The following is a 17,025-nucleotide window of genomic DNA, read 5'->3' as shown; positions in this document are numbered from 1 at the left end:
CGCGTCGGACAGCGCGGTCCGCACACATCGCCACTACAAAGGTGATGAGAGCCGTTGCCGAACCCCCACCACCACAGGGAGAAAGCCGTGACCGCTCCGGTCCCCGCCTCGGCGGACACCACATCCGCGAGCCCCGAGGCCGACAACGCCGCCCTGCGCGCGGACATCCGGCGCCTCGGTGACCTGCTCGGCGAGACACTGGTCCGGCAGGAGGGCCCCGAGCTGCTCGGCCTGGTGGAGCAGGTCCGCCTGCTCAGCCGCACCGACGGCGAGGCCACCGCCGAACTGCTCGGCGGCATCGACCTGGAGACCGCAGGCAAGCTCGTCCGCGCATTCTCCACCTACTTCCACCTCGCGAACGTGACCGAGCAGGTCCACCGCGGCCGCGAGTTCGCCACCCGCCGCTCCCGCGAGGGCTCGCTGCTGGCGCAGACCGCCGACCAGCTGGCCGACGCCGACCCCAAGCACCTCCAGGACACCCTGGCGCACCTGGCGGTCCGGCCGGTCTTCACCGCGCACCCCACCGAGGCCGCCCGCCGCAGCGTCCTCAACAAGCTGCGCCGGATCGGCGAGCTGCTGGAGCGCATCCACCGCGAGCACGTCGCCTCCGGGCTGTCCGAGGCCGACCCCGTCCGGCACTCCTCGGCGAAGCGCCAGGCCGACCGCCGGCTCGCCGAGGTCATCGACCTGCTCTGGCAGACCGACGAGCTGCGCATCGCCCGCCCCGAGCCCACCGACGAGGCCCGCAACGCCGTCTACTACCTGGACGAGCTGTACCGCGACGCCGTCCCGGAGGTGCTGGAGGAGCTGCACGAGGAGCTCGCCCGGGTGGGCCTCTCGCTGCCCGAGGGCGTGCGCCCGCTGACCTTCGGCACCTGGATCGGCGGCGACCGCGACGGCAACCCCAACGTGACCCCGCAGGTCACCTGGGACGTCCTCAACCTGCAGCACGAGTACGGCATCAAGGACGCCCTCACCGCCGTCGACGACCTGCGCAACTCGCTCTCCACCTCGGTCCGCCTCGCCGGGGCGAGCGAGGAGCTGCTCGCCTCGCTGGACGCCGACCTCAAGGCGCTGCCCGAGCTCAGCCCCCGCTACAAGCGGATGAACGCCGAGGAGCCGTACCGGCTGAAGGCCACCTGCGTGCGCCTCAAGCTGGAGAACACCCGGGACCGCCTGGTCTCCGGCACCGCGCACGTCGAGGGCCGCGACTACGTCGGCACCCGCGAGCTGATCGCCGACCTGCGGCTGATCCAGGACTCGCTGCGCGCCCACCGCGGCGGGCTGATCGCCGACGGCCGGCTCGCCCGCGCCGTCCGCACCATCGAGGCCTTCGGCCTGCAGCTCGCCACCATGGACGTCCGCGAGCACGCCGAGGCCCACCACCACGCGCTCGGCCAGCTCTTCGACCGGCTCGGCGAGGAGGCCTGGCGCTACGCGGACATGCCGCGCGAGTACCGCCAGCGGCTGCTCGCCAAGGAGCTCCGCTCCCGCCGCCCGCTCGCGCCCGTCCCGGCCCCGCTGGACGCGGCCGGCGCCAAGACCCTCGGCGTCTTCAACACCATCCGCGAGGGCTTCGAGCGGTTCGGCGACGAGATCGTCGAGTCGTACATCATCTCGATGTGCCAGGGCGCCGACGACGTGTTCGCCGCCGCCGTGCTGGCCCGCGAGGCCGGTCTGATCGACCTGCACGCCGGCATCGCCAAGATCGGCATCGTGCCGCTGCTGGAGACCACCGACGAGCTCCAGGAGGCCGACCGGATCCTGGACGAGATGCTCTCCGACCCGTCCTACCGCCTGCTGGTGTCGCTGCGCGGCGACATCCAGGAGGTCATGCTCGGCTACTCGGACTCCTCCAAGTTCGGCGGCATCACCACCTCCCAGTGGGAGATCCACCGCGCCCAGCGCCGGCTGCGCGACGTCGCCCACCGCTACGGCATCCGGCTGCGGCTCTTCCACGGCCGCGGCGGCACCGTCGGCCGCGGCGGCGGCCCCTCGCACGAGGCGATCCTCGCCCAGCCCTGGGGCACCCTGGAGGGCGAGATCAAGGTGACCGAGCAGGGCGAGGTCATCTCCGACAAGTACCTGCTGCCGTCGCTGGCCCGGGAGAACCTCGAACTCACCATCTCCGCGACGCTCGCCGCCTCCGCGCTGCACACCGCCCCGCGCCAGGCCCCCGAGGAGCTGGCCCGCTGGGACGCCGCGATGGACCGGGTCTCCGACGCCGCCCACACCGCCTACCGGGCCCTGGTCGAGCAGGAGGACCTGCCGAAGTACTTCTTCGCGGCCACCCCGGTCGACCAGCTCGCCTCGCTGCACCTGGGCTCCCGCCCGTCCCGCCGCCCCGACTCCGGCGCGGGCCTGGACGGCCTGCGGGCCATCCCGTGGGTGTTCGGCTGGACGCAGTCCCGACAGATCGTCCCCGGCTGGTACGGCGTCGGCTCCGGCCTCGCCGCCGCCCGCGCGGCCGGTCTCGGCGACGTGCTGGACGAGATGTACGGCCAGTGGCACTTCTTCCGCAACTTCCTGTCCAACGTCGCCATGACGCTGGCCAAGACCGACCTGCGGATCGCCCGCCACTACGTCGAGCAGCTGGTGCCGGCCGACCTGCACCACATCTTCGACCAGATCACCGCCGAGCACGAGCTCACCCTGCGCGAGGTGCTGCGCCTCACCGGCGAGGACGAACTCCTCGACCACAACCCGGTGCTGAAGCAGACCTTCGCCGTGCGCGACGCCTACCTCGACCCGATCTCCTACCTGCAGGTCGCCCTGCTGCGCCGCCAGCGCGACGAGGCGGCCAAGGGCCTCACCGAGGACCCGCTGCGGGCCCGCGCCCTGCTGCTGACCGTCAACGGCATCGCCGCGGGCCTGCGCAACACCGGCTGACGCCGCATCAGGCCGACGGGCCGGGGCGGTCCCGCAGTGCGGGACCGCCCCGGCCCGTTCTCACTCCACGGTCTGCTCCACCACCTGCACCTCGTACGGCCGGTAGCGCTCGCGGATCGCCTCCGCGGCCGTACCGGCCTGCGGGGTGCCGACCACGATCCCGCTGCCGTCGATCCGCGAGCCCACGTCGCCGATCTGCACCCCGCGGTCCCGCCAGTAGCGGGTGTCCTGCACGACGGCGCTCACGGCGTGCGCGAGGTCGTCCTGCGACCAACGGGCGTCGCGCAGCACGATCACCTGCCCCGCGGGGAGCGGCCGGTGGGCCAGCCGGTCGTCCAGACCGCTGCCGGGCACCCGGAACACCACGATCCTGCCGTGCCCGCGGTCCACACAGACCCCGGCGACGTTGAACCGGAACTCCCGCAGGGCGATCCGCCACACCTCGTCGGCCGCCCGGTCCGGCCGGTCGTCGCCCACCGGGGCGGCGCTGCCGACGGGGCCGCCGGCGGCGAGGTCGGCCGGGCAGGTCCGGTCCGGCAGTTCCATGGCGGGCCGGTCCGTCGCGGACGGTGCGGGTGCCGGTGCGGCCGGCCCCGTCCGCTCCGGTGCGCCGCCGCCGAGCAGCGGCACCAGGCCGACCAGCAGCACCGCGGCGGCGGTGGCGGCCTGCGCCCCGCGCCTGCGGCGCAGTCGGCGCCGACCCTGTCGACGCACCTCGGCCAGCGGCGCCGTGCCCTCCTCCGCGGCCGCCGCGTCGGCCGCCGCCGCCAGCCGGCCGGCCAGCATGCGATCGAATCCGTCGCCGGTCCCGTCCGCCGGGATCTCCCACAGGTCGTCAGCCACGTCCGCTCACCTCCCGCTCGGGCGCGAGGTCGCGCCGGAGCGTGGTCATCGCCCGTCCGAGATGTGTCTTCGCCGTCGTGAGCGTGCAGCCCATCTCCTCGGCCACCGCAGAGACCGGCAGATCGGCCCAGTAGCGGAGCACGACCGCGGCGCGCTGCCGCGGCGGGAGGGCGCGCAGGGCCTCGGCCAGCCGCTCGTCCCCTGCCGCGGCCTCCGGCCCGGCGAGGTCCGGCAGGCGGTCGGTGAGGACCTCGCGCCTGGTGCGCCGCCAGCGGGAGATGTGCGTACGCACCATGGTGCGGCGCACGTAGGCCTCGGTCGCCGACTCCTCGCGGATCGACCGGCGCCGGACGTACACCCGGGCCAGTGCGTCGTGCAGCAGGTCCCGGGCGTCGTGGAGGTCGCCGGTGATCAGGAACGCCGCGCGGAGCAGCGCCTGGTACCGCGCTCCGACGAAGGCGTCGAACGGGTCACCCTTCATCGTCATGCCCACCTGACGCACCGGGCGGCCGGAACGGACGACATGCCGGGGAAAAAATTCCGGCGGCCGGACGTGCGAGGGGCCGACCCCGGCGGGATCGGCCCTGCGGCGTGCGGCGCGGACGGCGCGTCAGTCCGTCGCGACCCGGTCGGCGCGCTTGCGGCGCAGCCAGGTCGCCGCGCCACCGGCGACCACGACCATGCCGCCGGCCACCGCGTACAGGCCGGCCGATCCGCCGACCGTGCCGCTGACCGGCGGCACCATCTGTGCGGCGGCGGGCTCGGGGGAGGTGGCCGGACCCGCCGTCGAGTCGGCGGCCTCCGCTGCCGGGGCGCCGACCGTGGTCGTGGCCAGGCAGAACGCCGCACCGCCGACCATCCGTGCCACCCGGTGGGACCGAATCACGTTCCTTACCCCCAGATCGAACCCCTCAACCCCTTCGTACGGGACAGACCGTATCCGATGGAACCTGCCGATCTGACCGTGATTCAGCTTCCAGCGGCCAAGCGTTGCACGACCGTTGTGTACTGCGCCGAATCCTCACGAACGGTCCCGGCGTTCCGGGCAGGGGGCGGCCGGTCAGGAGTTGTAGGTGCCCTGCGCCCGCTCCAGCCCCTCGGAGATGAGCGCCTCGACCGCGTCCGCCGAGCGGTCCACGAACCAGTCCAGGTCCTTGCGTTCGGCGGAGGAGAAGTCCTTCAGCACGAAGTCGGCGACCTCCATCCGGCCGGGCGGGCGGCCGATGCCGCAGCGGATCCGGTGGTAGTCGGGGCCGAGCGACTTGGTGATGGACTTGAGGCCGTTGTGGCCGTTGTCGCCGCCGCCGCACTTCAGCCGCAGGGCCGAGTAGTCGATGTCGAGCTCGTCGTGGATCGCCACGATCGCCGCGTTGGGGACCTTGTAGAAGTCGCGCAGGGCGGTGGTGGGGCCGCCGGAGAGGTTCATGAAGGTCATCGGCTTGGCCAGCACCACGCGGCGCCCGGCGAGCCGGCCCTCGGCGACCTGGGCGCGGCTCTTGTGCGCCTTGAACTTCGCGCCGATCCGCTCGGCGAGCAGGTCCACCACCATGAAACCGATGTTGTGCCGGTTGCGGGCGTAGCCGTCCCCGGGGTTGCCGAGCCCGACCACCAGCCAGGGGCCCGTGTACTCGTCCGCCACCGCGCTCATCACCGATCTCCGCTCGCCCGAATCCTGACGCATCCATTATCCGCAGCGCCCGGGCCGCGGGCCGCGGCAGGGGCACCGGTGGCCGGGTCGGCGTACCGTCGGACGCGGACCACGACCGCCGCGAGCCGAAGGACCGCCCGTGACCGCACCCCCCGCCGCCGTACTGGCCGACGAGCTCACCGCGGCCCTGGAGGACTCCGTGGTGCCCGGCCGGGCCGAGCAGGAGAAGGCGTACCTGAAGAGTTCGCTGGACCACCTCGGAGTGCCGGTACCGGGAATGCGTGCCGCGGTGCGCGGCCTGCTCCGCCGGTACCCGGGGCTGGACCGGGCCGCGGTGCTGGCGCTGGCGGAGGAGCTGTGGGCGCGGCCGCTGCACGAGACGCGCAGCTGCGCGGGGTTCCTGCTGGAGGCCCGGGCACAACTGCTGGTGCCGGCCGACACGGCGCTGCTGGAGCGGATGCTGGAGGAGTGCGACACCTGGGCGCACTGCGACGTGATCGCACCGAAGGCGGCCGGTCCGCTGCTGCTGCGGTACCCGGAGACGGCGGCGGTGCTGCTGCGCTGGAGCCGCCGGGAGGAGCTGTGGGTGCGCCGGGGCGGGGTGCTGGGCTATCTGCCCGCCGTCCGGTCGCCGGAGCAATTCCCGCGCCGTTTCGGTGACTTCGGGCGGCTGGCGGACCCGCTGCTGGACGATCCGCGGTTCTTCGTGCGCAAGGCGCTCGGCTGGGTGCTGCGGGAGGGGGCGAAGCACAGCCCGGAGGAGGTCTGCGGGTGGCTGGCCGGGCGGCTGCCGCGGGTGTCCGGGCTGACGCTGCGGGAGGCGCTGCGGCCGGTGCCGCAGGAGCTCCGGCTGCGGCTGCTGGCCCCGCACGACTGAGCGGGGAGAGCTCGGACGGCGGTGCCGGGAACGCCGCTGCCCCGGCGGCCCCTCGCAGGAGGGGCTGCCGGGGCAGCGGTCGGGAGATCCGGGGATCAGGCCTCGACGGCCTCGCCCTCGGCGGCCTCCTCCTCGGTGGCCTCGGGGGCCTGGGCGCCGATGACCTGCAGCACGACGGCGTCGGCCTCGACGGCCAGGGTGGTGCCCTTCGGCAGGGTGATGTCGCCGGCGGTGATGGAGGCGCCGGCCTCCAGGCCCTCGACGGAGACGGTGACCGACTCGGGCAGGTGGGTGGCCTCGGCCTCGATCGGGAGGGCGTTCAGCACGTTCTCGATCAGGTTGCCGCCGGGGGCCAGCTCGCCCTCGGTGTGGACCGGGATCTCGACGGTGACCTTCTCGCCGCGCTTCACCAGGATCAGGTCGACGTGCTCGATGCTGCGCTTGATGGCCTCGCGCTGGACGGCCTTCGGCAGCACGTACTCGTCCTTGCCGTCGATCGGCACGACCAGCAGGGCGTTCGGGGTCTTGAGGGCCATCATCAGGTCGTGGCCGGGCAGGTTCAGGTGGACCGGGGCGTGGCCGTGGCCGTAGACGACACCGGGGACGAAGCCGGCGCGGCGGGCGCGACGGGCGGCACCCTTGCCGAACTCGGTGCGGGTCTCGGCGGCAAGGCGGATCTCGGACACGGCTGCACTCCTCGTGAGAAAGACTGGCGCGGGTGCAGGAACGACAAAAACCGCCGGGCCACACCCTCAAGTTCCTTGGGGGGTCGCTCGGCGGCGGACGACTACTGGAAGCAGCGCGTCGATCACGGTTGCGGCACCCGTACGGGCACACGGCATCCCTCGCCGAGCAGTCCCACGAGTCTAACCGCTGCCCGCGTCAACCGCGAAATCGGCCCCCGCACGCGTCGCGTGCGGGGGCCGACCGGCCGTGCGGGTGTCAGTGCACGCCCTCGAAGAGGCTGGTCACCGAACCGTCCTCGAAGACCTCCTTGATCGCGGCGGCGATCGAGGGGGCGATGGAGAGGGTGGTCACCTTGTCCAGCTGCAGCTGCTGCGGGGTGGGCAGGGTGTTGGTGAAGACGAACTCGCTGACGCGGGAGTTCTTCAGGCGGTCCGCGGCGGGGCCGGAGAGGACGCCGTGGGTGGCCGCGACGATCACGTCGGCCGCGCCGTTGTCGTAGAGCGCGTCGGCGGCGGCGCAGATGGTGCCGGCGGTGTCGATCATGTCGTCGACCAGCACGCAGACCCGGCCCTTGACGTCGCCGACGACCTCGGCGGACAGGATGGTGTTGGCCTGCGTCATGTCGCGGCGCTTGTGGATGATCGCCAGCGGGGCGCCCAGGCGGTCGCACCACTGGTCGGCGACCTTCACGCGGCCGGCGTCCGGGGAGACGATGGTGAGCTTGGAGCGGTCGACCCGCTCGCCCACGTAGTCGGCCAGCATCGGCAGCGCGAACAGGTGGTCCACCGGGCCGTCGAAGAAGCCCTGGATCTGCGCGGTGTGCAGGTCCACGGCCATCAGGCGGTCGGCACCGGCCTGGCGGAGCAGGTCGGCGACCAGGCGGGCCGAGATGGGCTCGCGGCCGAGGTGCTTCTTGTCCTGCCGGGCGTAGCCGTAGAACGGCAGGATCGCCGTGATGCTGTGCGCCGAGGCCCGCTTCAGCGCGTCGATCATGATGAGCTGTTCCATGATCCACTGGTTGATCGGAGCCGTGTGGCTCTGGATCACGAAGCAGTCCGCGCCGCGGGCCGACTCCAGGAAGCGGACGTAGATCTCACCGTTCGCGAAGTCCAGGGCCTTAGTGGGAACCAGTTCGGTCTCGAGCTCCCGGGCCACCTCCTCCGCCAGCTCGGGGTGGGCACGGCCGGAGAAGAGCTTGAGCTTCTTCTCACCCGACGTCGTGATCCCGCTCACTGCACCGTCTCCTCGAGTTGCTGCCGCACATGGACCCGCCACGGCGCACCCGGGCAGCAGCGCTCGGGACGTCGGTCGGCGGGGATTTGGGGTACGCCGAGACGCGGACGGTCAGCCCAGTGGCGCACGTATGTACTCCAGGTTACGCGGTGCGCCGTCAACCGTCCGCCCCGGGATCGCATCCCAAGATCCCCTGCAGGGGGCTCAGGCCTCGGGAGTCTCCGCAGCCTCGGCAGCCGCAGCGGCCCGGGCGGCCGCCGTGCCGGGGCGCTTGCGGGCCACCCAGCCGGCGATGTTGCGCTGCTGCGCACGGGCGACGCCGAGCGAACCGGCAGGCACGTCCTGGTAGATGACCGAGCCCGCGGCGGTGTACGCGCCGTCGCCCACGGTCACCGGGGCGATGAACATGTTGTCCGAGCCGGTGCGGCAGTGCGCCCCGATGACGGTGCGGTGCTTGTTCACGCCGTCGTAGTTGACCGTGACGGACGCCGCACCGATGTTGCTGCCCTCGCCGACGGTGGCGTCGCCGATGTACGAGAGGTGGGGCACCTTGGCGCCCTCGCCGATCTCGGAGTTCTTGATCTCGACGTAGGTGCCGGCCTTGGCCTTGCGGGCGAGCTTCGCGCCCGGGCGCAGGTAGGCGTACGGGCCCACCGAGGCGGACTCGCCGACCTCGGCCTCGATCACCGTGGCGTTGCTCACAGTGGCGCCGGCGCCGATGGTGCTGTCGGTGACGGTGGAGTTCGGGCCCACGGTGCAGCCCTCGCCCAGGTGCGTGGTGCCCTGCAGCTGGGTGCCGGGCAGGACGACCGCGTCGGGCTCGTAGGTGACCTGGACGTCCAGCCAGGTGGTGGCGGGGTCGACCACGGTGACGCCGGCCCGCATGGCGCGCTCCAGCAGCCGGTCGTTGAGCATCCGGCGGGCCTCGGCCAGCTGCACCCGGTCGTTGATGCCGAGGATGTCGCGGAAGTCGTCGGCGACCACGGCACCGACCCGGTGGCCCGCGGTGCGCAGGATCTCCAGGGTGTCGGTGAGGTACTCCTCGCCCTGCACGTTGTCCGTGGTGAGCCGGCCGAGGGCCTCGGCGAGCAGCTTGGCGTCGAACGCGAACACCCCGGAGTTGATCTCGGAGACGGCGCGCTGCTCGGCGGTGGCGTCCTTGTGCTCGACGATTGCGGCGACCGCGCCGTGGTCGTCGCGCAGGATGCGGCCGTAGCCGTCGGCGTCCGGGACGACGGCGGTCAGCACGGTCACGCCGTTGCCCTGCTCGGTGTGGGCGTCGGCGAGGGCGCGCAGGGTGGCGCCGGTCAGCAGCGGGGCGTCGCCGGTGGTGACGAGCACGGTGCCGTCGAGGACGGTGCCGTCCGCGGTGAGCGCCTCCAGGGCGGTGCGCACGGCGTGGCCGGTGCCGTTCTGCTGCTCCTGGACGGCGGTGCGCACGCCCTCGTAGTGCGCATCCAGGTGCGCGGTGACGAGCTCGCGCAGGTGGCCGACCACGACGACGAGGTGCTCGGGCGCCAACTCCTGTGCGGCGGCGACGGCGTGGCCGACGAGCGACCGGCCGCAGATCTCGTGCAGCACCTTCGGGAGCCGGTTGGACTTCATCCGGGTGCCCCCGCCTGCGGCGAGCACGACGACGGCGGCGGTCTTGTTGGCGGTCACGCGGGAGTCTCCTCGGTTGTTCTGAGGGAGGGTCGGGCGCGCCTGCCGGACGGCCGGGGCAGTGTGCTGAGCTCCCGGAGGAGGATTCGAACCCCCATAAGCTGGACCAAAACCAGCTGTCCTGCCCTTAGACGATCCGGGACGGATGCCGTGCACGGGTGACGCGCCGACGGACGTCGGCGGGCAATGCAGGGCTAAGAGTACGGGCTGCGCCGCTCTGCATCCACCACCCTCGGGAGTCCGCGGTTGCAACACGTCTTCCCATCGGATGCCCCAGAACCTACGATGCCGTAGGTTACGGATACGTAGGTAACGCTCCCTCCCCGAGGACGCCTCATGACCATGCAGGCCGGTGCAGCAGCACCTCCCGTCGCGGCCGGCAAGGCCCCCGCCCAGGTCTCCGCCACCCTCGGAGGGGAGAAACAGGGGCTGGCCGAGCGGATCACCCTGGGCCTGTTCATCGGCGTACCGTTCCTGGCCCTGGTGGCGGCCGCGCCGGTCGCCTGGGGCTGGGGCCTCGGCTGGGTGGACGTGGCGATCGCGACCGTCATGTACTTCGTGACCTGCCACGGCATCACGGTCGGCTACCACCGCTACTTCACCCACGGCTCGTTCAAGGCCAACCGGCCGCTGCACCTGGCGCTGGCCGTGGCCGGCAGCCTCGCCGTGGAGGGGCCGCTGGTGCGCTGGGTGGCCGACCACCGCAAGCACCACCGGTTCAGCGACAAGGAGGGCGACCCGCACTCCCCCTGGCGCTACGGCGAGAGCCTCCCCGCGCTGATGAAGGGCCTGTTCTGGGCCCACATGGGCTGGCTCTTCGACGAGGAACAGACCCCGCAGCACAAGTACGCGCCGGACCTGGTCGCCGACCCGGCCATAAGGCGGATCTCCCGGCTGTTCTGGCTCTGGACGACCCTGTCGCTGCTGATCCCCCCGCTGGTCGGCGGACTCGTCACCATGTCCTGGGCGGGCGCGCTGTCCGCCTTCTTCTGGGGCTCGCTGGTCCGGATCGCACTGCTCCACCACGTGACCTGGTCGATCAACTCGATCTGCCACGCGGTCGGCGCGCGGCCCTTCAAGTCCCGCGACCGGTCCGGCAACGTCTGGTGGCTCGCGGTGCTGTCCTGCGGCGAGTCCTGGCACAACCTGCACCACGCCGACCCCACCAGCGCCCGCCACGGCGTGCTGCGCGGGCAGGTCGACTCCTCGGCCCGGGTGATCCGCTGGTTCGAGCGGGCGGGCTGGGCGACCGACGTCCGCTGGCCGCGGGCCGAGCGGATCGACGCCCGCCGCGCCGTATGACCCGCCCGCTGCAGCATGATGTAGGGGTGAACGGGAGCAACGCAGACACCGCGGACGGCCATCAGCACGCACCGGGCGGGGACGGCGGCGCGGCGGGCCGCGCCCGCTCCACCCCCGCGGCGCGCGGCGGCAGGTCGGGCGGCCGGGTGCGGATGACCGGCAAGCAGCGCCGCGAGCAGCTGCTGGACATCGGCCGGTCGGTCTTCGCGGAGCGCGGCTACGACGGCACCTCGGTCGAGGAGATCGCCGAGCGTGCGGGCGTCTCCAAGCCGGTGGTGTACGAGCACTTCGGCGGCAAGGAGGGGCTGTACGCGGTCGTCGTCGACCGCGAGATGCAGCTGCTCCTGGACATGGTGACCGGGGCGCTGACCGGCGGGCACTCGCGGGAGCTGCTGGAGCAGGCCGCGTTCGCGCTCATGGACTACATCGACACCTCCACGGACGGGTTCAAGATCCTCGTCCGGGACTCGCCGGTCGCCCAGTCGACCGGCAGCTTCGCCTCGCTGATCAGCGACATCGCCACCCAGGTCGAGGACATCCTGGGCCTGGAGTTCAAGTCGCGGGGCTTCGACCCGCGGCTGGCGCCGATGTACTCGCAGATGCTGGTGGGCATGGTCGCACTCACCGGCCAGTGGTGGTTGGAGGTGCGCAAGCCGCAGAAGGCCGAGGTCGCCGCCCATCTGGTGAACCTCGCGTGGCACGGCCTGGAGGGGCTGGAGCGGCATCCGAAGCTGGTGGGCGAACGACGGGCGTGACAGCACCGAGGTGGTCGCGTGGTGGTCTTCATTCTGGCGGTGGGCGCAGCCTGCTTCCTGGGCCTGGGCTTCGTGCTCCAGCAGCACGCCGCCCAGCGGGCGCCCAAGAGCGACCTGCTGCACTGGCGGCTGCTGCTCGACCTGATGCGGATGCCGGACTGGCTGCTGGGCCTCGGATTCATGATCACCGGCCTGGTGCTCAGCGCGCTCGCGCTGAGCCAGGGCGAGGTGGCACTGGTGGAGCCGCTGCTGGCGACCAACCTGGTGTTCGCGATGCTGCTGGCCCGGACGCTGACCGGGACACGACTGGGCCGCTCCGGCTGGACCGGAGTGGCCCTCATCGCACTCGGGGTGACCGCGTTCATCGTGGCGGGCCGCCCGGAGGGCGGCGGCGCGGAGGCCGGGCCACTGCGGTTCTGGCTGGTGGTGGGGATCGTCGCCGGGCTGGCGCTGCTGCTGGTCCTCGTCGCCAAGCACATGCCGCTGTTCGAGGAGGCGACCCTGCTGGCGCTCGCCGCGGGCCTGCTCTACGGGCTGCAGGACGCCCTCACCCGGATGACCACGGAACGCCTCGACGACGAGGGCCTGCACGCGGTGGTGCGCAGCTGGCAGCCGTACGCCGTGGTGGTGATCGGCGTGGTGGGGCTGCTGCTGGTGCAGTCGGCGTTCGAGGCGGCGCCGCTGCGGATGTCGCTGCCGGCGCTGACCGCGGCCCAGCCGCTGACCGGGATCGCCTGCGCGGTCGGGTTCCTCGGCGACCAGCTGCGGGTGACGCCGGCCGCCGTGGCCTGGCAGGTGGTCGGCCTGCTGTCGGTGGTGGCCGGCGTCGTCCTGCTCGGGCGGCACCCGGCCATGCCGGGCCACCACCACTTCCACAAGTAACGGCGTGAACCCCTCATGGGCGCGTGGGGGAACCTCCCGGCCGAAGGCTGGGGGAGAACTGCGCGGTCCGGGAGCGGGTCACCGTGCAGAACCGGTCGAGCCCTGATCCGTACGGTGACCCACATCCGAATTGCGCAGTTCCCCGCGCCCCTTGTGGATCATCCCCTGGGGGAGCACCTCGACTAGCGGCGCCGGGCGACGGCGAAGATGCGGCGGAACGGGAAGACGGTGCCCTGCTCCCCGGCCGGGTAGGCCTCGCGCAGGAGGGCGCCGTACTCGGCGAGGAACTCCGCCCGGTCGGCGGGGTCGGCGAGCCGGGCGAGGACGGGCCGCAGTGCGGTGCCCTTGACCCACTCCAGGACCGGGTCGGGCCCGGTGAGCAGGGTGAGGTAGGTGGTCTCCCAGACGTCGGCGGTGCGGTCCGCGCCGAGCAGGGTGTGCAGGTAGTCGGCGGGGTCGTGGACGCCGGCCCGGCTCGCTCCGGTGCCGAGGGCCTCGCGCCAGCGGGGGCTGCGGCGGAGTCCGGCGAGCAGGGTGTGGCTGGGGGCGTCGAAGTTGCCGGGGACCTGGAAGGCGAGCACGCCGCCGGGCTTGAGGGCGGCGGCCCAGCGGGCCACCAGGGGCAGGTGGTCGGGGCGGCCGGCGCCGTCGGGGTTGAGCCACTGCAGGGTGGCGTTGGAGACGATCGCGTCGGGGGCCGCGTCGGAAGGGTCCCAGGTGCGGGCGTCGGCGAGCAGGTAGGCGGCGCGGGGTTCGCCGGTGGTGCGGGCGGTGTCGAGCATCTCGGCGGAGTCGTCGATGCCGGTGAGGTGGGCGTCGGGCCAGCGCTCGCGGAGCACGGCGGTGGAGTTGCCGGGGCCGCAGCCGATGTCGAGGACGACGGGGGCGGCGGGCAGGGCGGGCATCCGGGCGACGAGTTCGTGCAGCGGGCGGGTGCGCTCGTCCGCGAAGCGGAGGTACTGCGCGGGGTCCCAGGGGGTGGCGGACATGGCTGCTCCCAAGTATCTCGACATCAAGATATCCGGTCGAGAGGCTGCGCGCGAAAACTCTCGATGTCAAGAGACTTCACATCGACACATCCCCCGATACACTGATCGCCATGGAGGACGAGGTCGACCGCCTGGTCGCAGCATGGCGCCGCGAGCGCCCCGACCTCGACGTGGAACCGCTCGAGGTGCTCAGCCGGGTCAGCCGACTCGCCCGGCACCTGGACCGCGCCCGCCGCGCGGCCTTCGCCGAGCACGGCCTCGAACCCTGGGAGTTCGACGTGCTGACGGCGCTCCGGCGGGCCGGCACCCCCTACCAGCTCTCCCCCGGGCAGCTGCTCACCCAGACCCTGGTCACCTCCGGCACCATGACCAACCGGATCGACCGGCTCACCGGCAAGGGCCTCGTCCGCCGCCTGCCCGACCCGGACGACCGCCGCGGTGTCCTCGTCCGGCTCACCGACGACGGCCGCGACAAGGCCGACCAGGCGCTCGCGGGCCTGCTCGCCCACGAGCGCGAGCTCCTCGCCCAGCTCAGCTCCGACCAGCAGGGCGAGCTCGCCGCGCTGCTGCGCCGCCTGGTCGCCCCCTTCGACCAGGCCGGCTGAGACCCGGGCCCTCAGAAACCGTCCGGGTACGGGGTGGCCAGCGCCGCCACCGGGACGGCCTCCGGCGTCCGGTAGCCCGGCAGCAGCTCCGCCAGGCGCCCGCGCACCTCGGTGTCCGCATTGCCCCTGGCGGCCGCGTACAGCGCCGTCAGGCCGCCCGCCAGGTCCTCCGGGCCGCCGTCCCCGGCCGCCGTCGCGAAGATCCGGCCGTGCTCGGTCGGCAGCCGCTCCTCGCCCTCGGAGAACAGCGCCTCGTTGAGCTTCTCCCCCGCCCGCAGGCCGGTGTAGCGGATCTCCACGTCCTCCGCGCCCAGCTGCACCTGCCGGGCGAAGTTGTGCACCAGGTCGACGATCCGCACCGGCTCGCCCATGTCGAGCACGAAGACCTCGCCGCCCTCGGCCATCCGCCCGGCCTCCAGCACCAGGCCGACCGCCTCCTCGATGGTCATGAAGAACCGGGTGACGTCCGGGTGGGTGATGGTCACCGGGCCACCGCTGCGCAGCTGCTCCTCCAGCACCGACAGCAGCGAGCCGCGCGAGCCCAGTACGTTGCCGAACCGGACGGCCGAGAACACCCCGGTGCCCAGGTTCCGGGCGTCCCTGGCGTTCGCCTGCACGATCAGCTCCGCGAGCCGCTTGCTCGCCCCCAGCACCGAGGTCGGGTCCGCCGCCTTGTCCGTGGAGATCAGCACGAACCGCTCCACGCCGGTCGCCAGTGCGGCCTCCACCAGGTGGTCGGTGCCCAGCACGTTCGACTTCACCGCCTCGCTGGGGTGCCGCTCCAGCAGCGGGAGGTGCTTGTGCGCCGCCGCGTGGAAGACCACCTCGGGGCGCAGGTCGCGGAAGATCTGCTGGATCCGCGGCCGGTCCCGGATGTCGGCGATCACCAGCGAGTCGTCGGTGAGCAGCGCCTCACCCCAGATCTCCAGCTGGAGGCGGTGCAGATTCGATTCGTCGTGGTCCAGCATGTACAGCTCGGACGGGCCGAAGGCGTGCACCTGGCGGCACAGCTCGCTGCCTATCGACCCGCCCGCACCGGTGACCAGCACCCGGCGGCCCTCGATCACCGCCCGGACGTCGGGCGAGACCACGTGCACCTCGTGCCGGCCGATCAGCTTGTTGACGTCCAGACTGCGCATGTCCGAGCCGACCACCTCGCGGCGCAGCGCGGACAGGAAGGACGGCAGGTAGCGGACGGCGACCCCCGCCGCCGCGGCGGCCGTCGCCAGCGCCCGCACCTGCTGGTGCGGCAGCCCCGGGATCGCCAGCACCACCACCTGCGCGCGGTGGGTCACCGCTAGGGGGGTGAGCTCGGCCAGCGGGCCCAGCACCGGCACCCCCTCGACGGACAGGCCGGCCTTGGCCGGGTCGTCGTCCAGCACACCCACCGGGGCGAGGCCGAACTCCGGTGTCCTCAGCAGGTCCCGGACGAGCGCCGACCCCGCGGCGCCGCCGCCGACCACCAGGGCGCGCAGGCCGGGCGGGCCGGCCGGGGGCTCCGGGACGGGGCCGGACTGTGCATCGGGACGGGCGGCAATGCTGTTCGGCGACATCTGTCCTCCGGTCTCCTGACCTGACGGAGTCGGTACCTGGGTGTGGCGTCGGGCCGTTCCCCCCTGCCCGGCGCGGGCACGGAGAGAGCGGTCAGCCGGCGCCCGGGCCTGCGTTCGAGGCGACGGTCGGCGGATGCGGTGGCGGTACCGGGGCGGGCGGCGGCAGCGGCTCGGACGGGGTGATCCCGGCCCGGCGGGCCACCGCGACGGCGGCGAGGGTGGAGTGCACCCCCAGCTTGCCGAGGACGTTCTGCATGTGGGTGCGGACTGTGTGCGGCGACAGGTAGAGCCGCTCGGCGGTGGCCTGCCGGCCCAGACCGGCGACCATGCAGCGCAGCACCTCCTCCTCCCGCGGGGTGAGGGTGCCGACCAGTCGCTCGCTCTCCGTCCTGTCCCGCCGCGCGCTCGTCAACTCCCGCACCACACCGGTCAGCAGGGCCGGCGGCAGGTGCGTCTCGTCGCGCAGCACGCCGCGGACGACGGCCAGCAGCCGCCCCAGCGAACTCTCCTTGGCGACCCAGCCGGACGCGCCGGCCTGCAGCGCGCGGACGGCACGGCCCGGGTCGTCGTGCGCCGCCAGCACCACCGCGCGCAGTTCGGGATGGGTGCGGCAGATCCGGGCGACCAGCGCGATGCCGTCACCGGACGGCAGGCCGGGCACCGACTCACGGCGCGGCAACGGCACCACGGCGGAAGGGAGTTGGCCCCGCACCCGGGGCCCGGACCGGACGGCGGACGGGGTCAGGTCGGCATCCACCAGGGCGATGTCGTACGGACGGCCCTCGGCGGCGGCCCGCTCGAGGGCGCGCTCCGCCGCGGCCGGGCTGCCGGCCGCACCGACCTCGATCTCGGGTTCGGCGGCGAGCGCCGTGGCCAGCGCCTCGGCGAAGATCCGGTGGTCGTCGACCACCAGGACGCGCGTACGCCCCATCGTCCGTCCCCCCTGTTCGGCGCCGACCCCCACCGGTACCGGACTCAGCGTACGGGAGGGGCGGGTGAAGGGTGGGGGATTGGTGAAGTTTCTTCATCCCCTGGTGATTTGACCTTCGCGCAGCAACCACGACCGCGGGGGAGGCCGAGCTCACAGGGGCAACCACAAG

General features: G+C 73.1%; 16 protein-coding genes and 1 tRNA gene. 6 read left to right on the top strand and 11 right to left on the bottom strand.

The window, feature by feature from the left end:
- Window positions 1-87: 87 nt before the first annotated feature.
- Window positions 88-2,889 carry a phosphoenolpyruvate carboxylase gene (gene ppc / locus ACQ614_RS21310; RefSeq protein WP_431680087.1) on the top strand — a complete coding sequence of 934 codons (2,802 nt, stop codon included), beginning with the start codon at window positions 88-90 and terminating at the stop codon, window positions 2,887-2,889.
- 60 nt (window positions 2,890-2,949) lie between these two features.
- Here the strand turns inward: ppc and ACQ614_RS21305 are convergent, their stop codons facing one another.
- The 4 genes from ACQ614_RS21305 to pth all read right to left on the bottom strand — a co-directional run bounded on the left by ACQ614_RS21305 (window position 2,950) and on the right by pth (window position 5,380).
- Entirely contained in the window at window positions 2,950-3,732 is a 783-nt protein-coding gene (locus ACQ614_RS21305; protein ID WP_431680086.1) for a hypothetical protein, read from the bottom strand.
- On the bottom strand, window positions 3,725-4,219 hold the full coding sequence (locus ACQ614_RS21300; RefSeq protein WP_431680085.1) for a SigE family RNA polymerase sigma factor: 495 nt from the start codon (window positions 4,217-4,219) through the stop codon (window positions 3,725-3,727). Before ACQ614_RS21300 ends, ACQ614_RS21305 begins: the two co-directional genes overlap by 8 nt.
- 123 nt (window positions 4,220-4,342) lie before the next feature.
- Complete coding sequence (locus tag ACQ614_RS21295) at window positions 4,343-4,618, bottom strand: hypothetical protein (protein ID WP_431680084.1); 276 nt, start codon at window positions 4,616-4,618, stop codon at window positions 4,343-4,345.
- Window positions 4,619-4,792: 174 nt separating this feature from the next.
- Complete coding sequence (gene pth, locus ACQ614_RS21290) at window positions 4,793-5,380, bottom strand: aminoacyl-tRNA hydrolase (protein ID WP_363500290.1); 588 nt, start codon at window positions 5,378-5,380, stop codon at window positions 4,793-4,795.
- A gap of 139 nt (window positions 5,381-5,519) precedes the next feature.
- On the opposite strand from pth, the gene ACQ614_RS21285 reads away from it, so the two are divergent.
- Window positions 5,520-6,257, top strand: coding sequence for a DNA alkylation repair protein (locus ACQ614_RS21285; RefSeq protein WP_431680083.1), 738 nt, complete (start codon window positions 5,520-5,522; stop codon window positions 6,255-6,257).
- Window positions 6,258-6,352: 95 nt separating this feature from the next.
- On the opposite strand, the gene ACQ614_RS21280 is transcribed toward ACQ614_RS21285, so the two are convergent.
- From ACQ614_RS21280 to ACQ614_RS21265, 4 genes are all read right to left on the bottom strand, one after another.
- Entirely contained in the window at window positions 6,353-6,943 is a 591-nt protein-coding gene (locus ACQ614_RS21280; protein WP_431680082.1) for a 50S ribosomal protein L25/general stress protein Ctc, read from the bottom strand.
- Window positions 6,944-7,199: 256 nt separating this feature from the next.
- On the bottom strand, window positions 7,200-8,177 hold the full coding sequence (locus ACQ614_RS21275; RefSeq protein ID WP_431680081.1) for a ribose-phosphate diphosphokinase: 978 nt from the start codon (window positions 8,175-8,177) through the stop codon (window positions 7,200-7,202).
- Between the two features lie 204 nt (window positions 8,178-8,381).
- Window positions 8,382-9,839 carry a bifunctional UDP-N-acetylglucosamine diphosphorylase/glucosamine-1-phosphate N-acetyltransferase GlmU gene (glmU, locus tag ACQ614_RS21270; RefSeq protein ID WP_431680080.1) on the bottom strand — a complete coding sequence of 486 codons (1,458 nt, stop codon included), beginning with the start codon at window positions 9,837-9,839 and terminating at the stop codon, window positions 8,382-8,384.
- A 71-nt stretch (window positions 9,840-9,910) separates the two neighbouring features.
- A tRNA-Gln gene (locus ACQ614_RS21265) sits at window positions 9,911-9,981 on the bottom strand.
- A 200-nt stretch (window positions 9,982-10,181) separates the two neighbouring features.
- Here ACQ614_RS21265 and ACQ614_RS21260 point away from each other — a divergent pair.
- Genes ACQ614_RS21260 through ACQ614_RS21250 form a run of 3 tightly spaced genes read left to right on the top strand, consistent with a single transcriptional unit; the run spans window position 10,182 to window position 12,778 of the window.
- A complete protein-coding gene (locus ACQ614_RS21260; RefSeq protein WP_431683983.1) occupies window positions 10,182-11,141 on the top strand; it encodes an acyl-CoA desaturase in 960 nt (319 codons plus the stop codon).
- Between the two features lie 26 nt (window positions 11,142-11,167).
- The gene (locus ACQ614_RS21255) at window positions 11,168-11,896 is read left to right on the top strand and encodes a TetR family transcriptional regulator (protein WP_431680079.1); all 729 of its coding nucleotides are present in this window, start codon (window positions 11,168-11,170) and stop codon (window positions 11,894-11,896) included.
- An 18-nt stretch (window positions 11,897-11,914) separates the two neighbouring features.
- Window positions 11,915-12,778 (top strand): DMT family transporter, encoded by an 864-nt coding sequence (locus tag ACQ614_RS21250; protein ID WP_431680078.1) that lies wholly within the window; start codon window positions 11,915-11,917, stop codon window positions 12,776-12,778.
- A 182-nt stretch (window positions 12,779-12,960) separates the two neighbouring features.
- Here ACQ614_RS21250 and ACQ614_RS21245 read toward each other — a convergent pair whose 3' ends face one another.
- Entirely contained in the window at window positions 12,961-13,767 is an 807-nt protein-coding gene (locus ACQ614_RS21245; protein ID WP_431680077.1) for a methyltransferase domain-containing protein, read from the bottom strand.
- 110 nt (window positions 13,768-13,877) lie between these two features.
- Here ACQ614_RS21245 and ACQ614_RS21240 point away from each other — a divergent pair, with 110 nt between their 5' ends.
- A complete protein-coding gene (locus ACQ614_RS21240) occupies window positions 13,878-14,372 on the top strand; it encodes a MarR family winged helix-turn-helix transcriptional regulator (RefSeq protein WP_363500255.1) in 495 nt (164 codons plus the stop codon).
- 11 nt (window positions 14,373-14,383) lie between these two features.
- Here ACQ614_RS21240 and ACQ614_RS21235 read toward each other — a convergent pair whose 3' ends face one another.
- Together ACQ614_RS21235 and ACQ614_RS21230 are read right to left on the bottom strand one after the other, a co-directional pair.
- Window positions 14,384-15,925, bottom strand: a complete 1,542-nt coding sequence (locus tag ACQ614_RS21235; protein WP_431680076.1) for a polysaccharide biosynthesis protein — start codon at window positions 15,923-15,925, stop codon at window positions 14,384-14,386.
- Between the two features lie 91 nt (window positions 15,926-16,016).
- Window positions 16,017-16,856, bottom strand: coding sequence for a response regulator (locus tag ACQ614_RS21230; RefSeq protein ID WP_431680075.1), 840 nt, complete (start codon window positions 16,854-16,856; stop codon window positions 16,017-16,019).
- Window positions 16,857-17,025 lie beyond the last annotated feature (169 nt).

Source organism: Kitasatospora dryopteridis (genome assembly GCF_050749075.1).
Taxonomy (GTDB): Bacteria; Actinomycetota; Actinomycetes; order Streptomycetales; family Streptomycetaceae; genus Kitasatospora.
This window is presented reverse-complemented; position numbering and strand designations above follow the sequence as displayed.